The sequence below is a fragment of the Massilia sp. DJPM01 genome (assembly GCF_030348125.1).
GTDB classification, from domain to species: domain Bacteria; phylum Pseudomonadota; class Gammaproteobacteria; order Burkholderiales; family Burkholderiaceae_D; genus Telluria_A; species Telluria_A frigida.
The window spans coordinates 1-6,703 of the sequence record NZ_JAQOZV010000108.1 but is presented as its reverse complement, the minus strand read 5'-3'; the positions used below and the strand labels follow the sequence as shown (position 1 = coordinate 6,703).

Sequence of the window (6,703 nt, the reverse complement as noted above, 5' to 3'; positions counted from 1 at the left end):
AGAAGGGTATCCGGGAGTGCTCTCCGAATGTGGAGAGCCGCAAGGCGGGTCACATCGAGGACTACGCCAGGCGCACGGCTGAAAAGGCGTGGAACGCCCCGGAGGTGAAGCAGTACCGGCAGGAGCAGGCCTTGGAGAAGGCGCGGGAAGCGAAGCTTGATCGCGGTGGCCAGAGTCTGGGGTGACCTTTCCCCTGCCGCGCAGCGGTGGGGCGGTGTGTGGAAACTGACAAAGGATTGAAAAATGGACAATAAAACGATCTACCAAGGCAGGGTCTACAAAGCATCGAGCGGGCAGTGGTCATGGGCCATTGCCGCAGATGGCGTTGACGTCGTAAATGGGGCGGGCTATGAGAGCGAGGCAGATGCTTTGGACGGAATGCAAAGCGAGCTTGCCGTGTACACCGAGCAGCCGCGTATTGTCGTAACTGGAGAGCGAGACCCTAGCTACAGAAGTCGCCCGGCCAATGATGGCGGGACGTATTATCTCCTTCCTGATGACGAGCATTTGCTCCAAGCATTTGAGCAGGACAACGATCGTAAAGATGGTCTGCCATAGCGGGAAAGCCAAATGAAAAAGCTCAACAACTTGTTGGCACTAATTCCAGAAATGCAGGCGAAGGCGAAGCAGCGCGCCGAGCGCGAGCCATTGCCTGGTGCGCCCTTGCCGAAGAACGTAGTGCAGTTGCCTTTGTGGCCGGAGCCTGTCCGGGCCGTGCCAAACGGCTTTCTACGGTCGGCCCTGTTCGGCGCGATTCGCAAGGGGCGGCGGCGCTTCGTCAAGGGCGAGCAGCTTGCCGCCCTTGAGGGCATCGAGATCCGCTACACGGGCGAACGCCTTGACCAAGGCGACCTTGACGTGTGGGAAAGCGTACTGCACGCCGTGCGCCTTCAGGAGCTGGGCAGTCAATGCCGCCTCACGTCCTACGCCTTGCTGAAACTTATGGGTAAGACCGACACCGGCAAGAACCGGGTAACGCTGCACGAGCGAATCACCCGGCTGCGAGCCAACGCCGTCGAGGTCAAACAGGGTCGCTACACCTACATCGGCGGCCTGATCGCAGGGGCGGCCAAGGACGAGGATACGCAGGAATGGGTCATCGAACTGGATGCTAAGCTGCGCCCGCTCTACGCCGCCGACCAGTTCACGCAGATCGAATGGGCGGTGCGTCACGCGCTGAACGGCCAGCAGATTGCGCAGTGGTTGCATGGGTTTTATGCCAGCCACGCCAAGCCGTTCCCATTCAAAGTCGAAACCTTGCTCAAGCTGTGCGGCAGTGAGGACGCGAGTCCGACCAGCGGACGGCAGAAGCTGCGGAAGGCGCTGGATGCAGTGGTAGAGGCAAGCGCAGCCCACGGCGAAGGGTTCAGCTACGAGATTCGCAGCGACCTTGTGCACGTCGAGAAGCGGGCTAGCGGGCCACAGCGGCGGCACTTGGCCAAGCTGGCAAGCAAGTCCCGGAAGCCTCGCGGCTGATACCGTTCCAGCAGCTACGCTATACCGTTCCAGCAGCTACGCTATACCGTTCCAGCAGCTACGCTATACCGTTCCAGCAGCTACGCTATACCGTTCCAGCAGCTACGCTATCCACAGGCAGAAATCCCGGAAAGCCAGTATCCATGCGGGTTTCAGCATCTACGAAAAATATGCTAATCAGGTTTTAATCCTTCTTTAATCCACGCGCACGTAAAAACGCGCTCCGACCGAGCAAAGCGAGGTCGGAGCCTGACACACCGCCCCCACCGCTGCGCGGCAGGGGAAAGGTAAGGCACAACCCCTCCAAAATGTGGGTTTCAAGTGCAACGGAACGTAAAACCGGTTTAAGGGGCGTGTCTGTCAAGTTGAGGCAATTAGTGACATAACATTCCTCAAAAAATCCTGGTTAAAGGGAATGATGTGGGTCATAATGTCCACAAATATACCCAGAGATGAAAAATGACCCACGCTCAGACACTTGAACTACTAAAACAAGCGCGAAGCCGGTTTACGCAACGCGAAATTGCCGAACGGGTCGGCAAGAATGCTAAAACTGTTGGTCGTTGGGAAAAAGGTGAGACTCCATGCCCGACCATGCTTGAACCGGCGCTGCGGGACATGCTGCAAACACAGGCAATTTGCAATGTGACTAGCGATCATCGGTTTCGTTTTGTTGATCTGTTCGCAGGTATCGGTGGCATCCGCATGGGCTTCGAGGCGCATGGCGGCGAATGCGTTTTCACCAGTGAATGGAACGATTTTTCGAAAAAGACCTACATCGAAAATTACGGCGACCATCATCATTTTGTCGGCGATATTGTGCCGTTTCCTGCCGAAGATGTGCCCGACCACGATGTGCTGCTGGGCGGTTTCCCATGCCAGCCGTTTAGTATCGCCGGAGTAAGCAAGAAAAATTCACTCGGACGGCCGCACGGTTTTGAATGCACCACCCAAGGGACGCTTTTTTTCGACGTTGCCAGGATGATCGCCACCAAGCGGCCTGCGGCGTTTCTGCTGGAAAACGTGAAGAACCTGCTTTCACACGACAAGGGCAATACGTTCAAGGTAATCCTGCAAACACTTAGAGATGAGCTTGGTTACGATGTGCATTACAAGGTGATCGACGGCCAGCATTTCACGCCGCAGCATCGCGAGCGAATTATCATCGTCGGCTTCCGAGAAAAAACAGGATTTTCGTGGGATGACTTGCACCTGCCGACTGATAGTCCGCGCCTCGCGTCAATTCTGCACAAGACCGATGGAACAGAACCTGTTTTATCATGGGACGAAGACAGATTTTTCGACCACAAAAAATGCGTTGTGCAGCCAAAATATACACTGACGCCTAATCTGTGGGCCTACCTCCAAGCTTATGCTGAAAAACACCGCGCAGCCGGGAACGGCTTCGGTTTTGGCATGGCGTTTTCAGATAGTGTGACGCGCACACTATCTGCTAGGTATCACAAGGACGGTTCTGAAATTCTTGTCAATCAAGACAAGAAACGCCCGCGCCGCCTGACACCACGCGAATGCGCCCGTCTAATGGGTTTTCCCGATACATTCAGAATTCCCGTAAGCGACACGCAGGCGTATCGCCAGTTCGGTAACAGTGTCGTTATGCCAGTCATGCGGGAAGTCGCTCGCATCATGGCTCCCCACGTTCAAGCGTTGATCGCGCATGAACGTGACGGCAGTCCGCTTGCGTTACCGCTATTTGCCTGATGGCCGACGTAGTGGACAGCGCCACCCGGAGCCGGATGATGTCCGGCATACGGGGACGAAACACCAAACCGGAAATTTTGATACGCAGTTTGTTGCACCGTCGTGGGTTCCGGTTTCGTCTTCATGTCCGTGATTTACCGGGCAAGCCTGACATCGTGCTGCCACGCTATCATGCAGTGATATTCGTGCATGGATGCTTTTGGCATGGGCACGATTGCCCGTTGTTTAAATGGCCCGGCACCCGCCCGGATTTTTGGCGGGAGAAAATCGGACGAAACCGCAAACGATCATAAGTCGAGCGAAGCCCTGCTTGCCAGTGGATGGCGGGTTGGCATCGTATGGGAGTGCGCCATTCGTGGGGCTTGTAAAAACATTGAGGGAGTTGCACAAAGCCTTGACGACTGGCTTCGTAGCAGTGCCCCATTTATCGAGGAGCGGGGATGAAGCGAGGGTATTTGTCCGAGTATTTTGAGGGTGTCGCAGCCAAGCGTTTGAGTGCAGTCGAAGCTGATGTTATCAAATCACATCAGCATGAGTTCAACGGAGTAGAAGGCTTGCGAGAGATTCTTGGCGAGCCCGAAGGCAAGGTGCAATATCAGGCAAAACTAATGTACCTCACTGACCAGGACGATGAACCGATAGTCGAAGAAAGTACGTTGACATGGTATGACGCACGGCAGAGGGCACGAAACGAGCGTGGGGTAATGCGCTGGGAATACCGTCTGTATTTTAAGACAACCAATGTTTCGCTGAATGCGGCTGCTGGCGATCTGCTTGTGATTGCGAAGCAGCGAGATGGCAGCTTGCTGGTTGTCATTGCTGAAAACGAGTCTAGCATTGTTAACCAGATTGAATGGCTGTTTGGTTTTGCTGACCTTACACACCCAGGGTTTTCTGTTAAATCCGAATTGGAAACGGAGCAGGATCGCATCGAATTTGCATCTCGCTTTATTCTTGAAAGCATAGGTGTTGTAGTTGAGACATCAGCCGAAACTTACCTTGATGTCATGCTTGAAAAGTTTAAGGGGAAGTTCCCTACGACCCGCGATTTTTCGGCTTATGCACGTTCAACCCTTAAAGACCTTGACGCACGCGCCGAACCGGACCTCGTGATAATGACGTGGATGGAGCGCGAAGAAATTCTGTTCCGCACTCTTGAACGCTACCTCATCGCCGACCGTTTATCAAAAGGGTTCGCAGGCGAAGTGAATGCAGGCGTTGACGTGGATGGATTCCTGTCATTTTCCCTGTCGGTGCAAAACCGCCGTAAAAGCCGGGTCGGGCTTGCGCTGGAAAACCATCTTGAACTGTTGTTTGTGGAAAACGGTCTGCGTTATGCACGCACCGCTGTCACAGAAAACAAGGCCAAGCCGGATTTTCTGTTTCCTAGCGTGGCGGAATACCACAACCCAGCGTATGACTCATTGAAGCTGACTATGCTGGGTGTGAAATCTACATGTAAAGACCGCTGGCGACAGGTACTCGCTGAGGCTGACAGAATAGACAATAAACACCTGCTGACACTGGAAACTGCTATCTCTACCCATCAGACTGACGAAATGGCGAGCAAGCGCCTGCAACTCGTCTTACCGCGTGGCTTGCATCAGACCTATACGCCTGCCCAGCAAGCGTGGCTGATGGACGTGGAAGCATTTACGAGCCTAGTACGTTCAAAGCAGACCGCCTAATCAGATAGATTATTTCAATACTAGGCATCAAAAAATATATCTGTTTATCAGATAAATATCAATATGTTCGCATGATAATATATAGTATGTTAGTCAGATATATAGGTATCCTTTATGCAGTTTCGAGAGCAAGGTAAGAAAATCCAGTGCATCCGGTCATTCTATGATCCGGTAAGCAAGCGGAGCCGTCAAAAGCTGGTGAGTGCATTCGATCGGTATACAGACAAATTCCCATCCGTCGAAGTTGCCGAATTGACTGAACCGGAGCGGCAGGAACTGGCGGTATGGTTTGAGGCGCGGCAGGCCGTTAAAGCAGAAAGGTTGAACCAGAAGCGCGTGATGAGTGCAGCAGGGACTTTGGTCGAGCTTGCACAATCCATCAGGGCCACAGGTGCGGCCATGACGGATAGCGAAGCAGCTGCAACCTGGGGCGCATTGAGTGGTGTAGCGAAGGCATTGCGCAAGGTCGGGCACCCAAAGCCGAAGCGTGAGAGCTTGGCTGTTGTGGTGGTGCTGGGTCAGGCTGATTTATTGGCCGATGTTGTGGAGCCGGTGGGTGGTGTTACGCCTTCATCGTCGATGGGCGTATGATAAAGTTATTGGTGGGTATGCGGGTTAGAAGCAAGCCATGTTTTCGCAAGCGAAAACTAGCCTCTTCCCTGCGGTCATCGCCCCCACTCGCTGCGCTCGGAGGGTTGTAAATGCAACAGCAAAAGCTAGAACCAGACGGCACCGCTGCGCCTAGGCGGGGGCGAGGTGGCCGTCCAAAAAGCGAACCCGGCACCGTCCGCGATGTGACCATCGGCGTGCGCGTGTCGCGTTCCGAATTCGAAGCCTTGAAGCTCAAGGCCGACGCGATGAGCGTGACGCCGGCGCATTGGTTGCGCCAGGCTGCTTTATCGCGTCGTCTCCCGGCGCCGCCAGTTCCGGCAATCAACCGTGAGGAATACGCCGACCTAGCGCGACTTTCAGCAAATCTGAATCAGTTAACCAGGGCGGGGAACGAAGGTCGAAATGTCGTGATAAGCGACAGCCTTATTGAGAGTCTGCGTGCGGAAGTTAATCAGTTGCGGCTTGCGCTGATTGGCATGAAAGGCAGCGAATGATTGCCAAGGCGGTGAAGGGCAAAGGCTTCCGGGGTGCGTTGGAATACGACCTCACGAAGGAGCAAGGCCGCGTGATTGACAAGAACATGGCGGGTGAAAAACCGCGAGAACTTGCGGCTGAATTCGGAGAAATTCGCAAGTTAAGACCTAACTTGGGCAAGGCCGTTTTGCACGTTTCACTGTCTGCTGCTCCGGGTGAAATCCTCACTGATGACCAGTGGCGCGAGATTGGGAAGCGGTATATGGCGGGCATGGGATTGGAAAACAACCAGTTTGTGATGACCCGTCATGTTGATACGGAGCACGAGCACATCCATATTTTGGCGAATCGCATTCGCTTTGACGGCAGCGTGACCAGCGATAGCCATGACTACAAGCGTCAGGAGGTCATCATGCGCGAGCTGGAGAAGGATTACGGGCTGCAACGGGTCCCATCGAGCATCGAGGCCGAGCGCAAAGCGCCAACCAAGGGCGAGATTGAGCAACATTTACGGACTGGTGAGCCCTCCACCCGGCAGCAGTTGCAGCAGTTTTGCGATGCAGCGGCTAGGGGTTGCCGAAGCTTTACCGAGTACCAGGAGCGGCTGGAAGCCGTGGGCGTCGAGCTGGTGCCAGTCGCTCAGCTTGAGGGGGCGAAGTTGTCGGGCCTGTCGTATCGGCTGGACGGCATGACCATGAAAGGTAGCGACCTGGGCAAGGGATACAGTCCGA

At 54.6% G+C, this 6,703-nt stretch carries 7 protein-coding genes and 2 pseudogenes; all 9 read left to right on the top strand.

Features of this window, described 5'->3' with window-relative positions; all coding sequences use genetic code 11:
• Nucleotides 1–185: pseudogene (locus tag PO883_RS33345) on the top strand (hypothetical protein); the annotation flags it as partial.
• A 58-nt stretch (nt 186–243) separates the two neighbouring features.
• The gene (locus PO883_RS33340; RefSeq protein ID WP_289313617.1) at nt 244–558 is read left to right on the top strand and encodes a hypothetical protein; all 315 of its coding nucleotides are present in this window, start codon (nt 244–246) and stop codon (nt 556–558) included.
• A 12-nt stretch (nt 559–570) separates the two neighbouring features.
• The gene (gene trfA, locus PO883_RS33335; protein ID WP_289313616.1) at nt 571–1,476 is read left to right on the top strand and encodes a plasmid replication initiator TrfA; all 906 of its coding nucleotides are present in this window, start codon (nt 571–573) and stop codon (nt 1,474–1,476) included.
• Nucleotides 1,477–1,935: 459 nt separating this feature from the next.
• Nucleotides 1,936–3,198 carry a DNA (cytosine-5-)-methyltransferase gene (gene dcm, locus PO883_RS33330; protein WP_289313615.1) on the top strand — a complete coding sequence of 421 codons (1,263 nt, stop codon included), beginning with the start codon at nt 1,936–1,938 and terminating at the stop codon, nt 3,196–3,198.
• A pseudogene (locus PO883_RS33325) lies at nt 3,198–3,642 on the top strand (very short patch repair endonuclease). Before dcm ends, PO883_RS33325 begins: the two are co-directional and overlap by 1 nt.
• Nucleotides 3,639–4,886 (top strand): type II restriction endonuclease, encoded by a 1,248-nt coding sequence (locus tag PO883_RS33320; protein WP_289313614.1) that lies wholly within the window; start codon nt 3,639–3,641, stop codon nt 4,884–4,886. The pseudogene PO883_RS33325 and the gene PO883_RS33320 overlap by 4 nt, the downstream one beginning before the upstream one ends.
• Nucleotides 4,887–5,000: 114 nt before the next feature.
• Nucleotides 5,001–5,477 (top strand): hypothetical protein, encoded by a 477-nt coding sequence (locus PO883_RS33315; RefSeq protein ID WP_289313613.1) that lies wholly within the window; start codon nt 5,001–5,003, stop codon nt 5,475–5,477.
• A gap of 110 nt (nt 5,478–5,587) precedes the next feature.
• Nucleotides 5,588–5,992 carry a mobilization protein gene (locus tag PO883_RS33310; protein WP_289313612.1) on the top strand — a complete coding sequence of 135 codons (405 nt, stop codon included), beginning with the start codon at nt 5,588–5,590 and terminating at the stop codon, nt 5,990–5,992.
• A partial coding sequence (locus PO883_RS33305) for a relaxase/mobilization nuclease domain-containing protein (protein ID WP_289313611.1) occupies nt 5,989–6,703 on the top strand: 715 nt, incomplete at its 3' end. The genes PO883_RS33310 and PO883_RS33305, both read left to right, overlap by 4 nt.

What these genes read in the sequence shown, in the direction of transcription:
- PO883_RS33340 (WP_289313617.1), top strand. Translation starts at nt 244, where the DNA reads ATGGACAATAAAACGATCTACCAAGGCAGGGTCTACAAAGCATCGAGC.
- trfA (WP_289313616.1), top strand. Translation starts at nt 571, where the DNA reads ATGAAAAAGCTCAACAACTTGTTGGCACTAATTCCAGAAATGCAGGCG.
- dcm (WP_289313615.1), top strand. Translation starts at nt 1,936, where the DNA reads ATGACCCACGCTCAGACACTTGAACTACTAAAACAAGCGCGAAGCCGG.
- PO883_RS33320 (WP_289313614.1), top strand. Translation starts at nt 3,639, where the DNA reads ATGAAGCGAGGGTATTTGTCCGAGTATTTTGAGGGTGTCGCAGCCAAG.
- PO883_RS33315 (WP_289313613.1), top strand. Translation starts at nt 5,001, where the DNA reads ATGCAGTTTCGAGAGCAAGGTAAGAAAATCCAGTGCATCCGGTCATTC.
- PO883_RS33310 (WP_289313612.1), top strand. Translation starts at nt 5,588, where the DNA reads ATGCAACAGCAAAAGCTAGAACCAGACGGCACCGCTGCGCCTAGGCGG.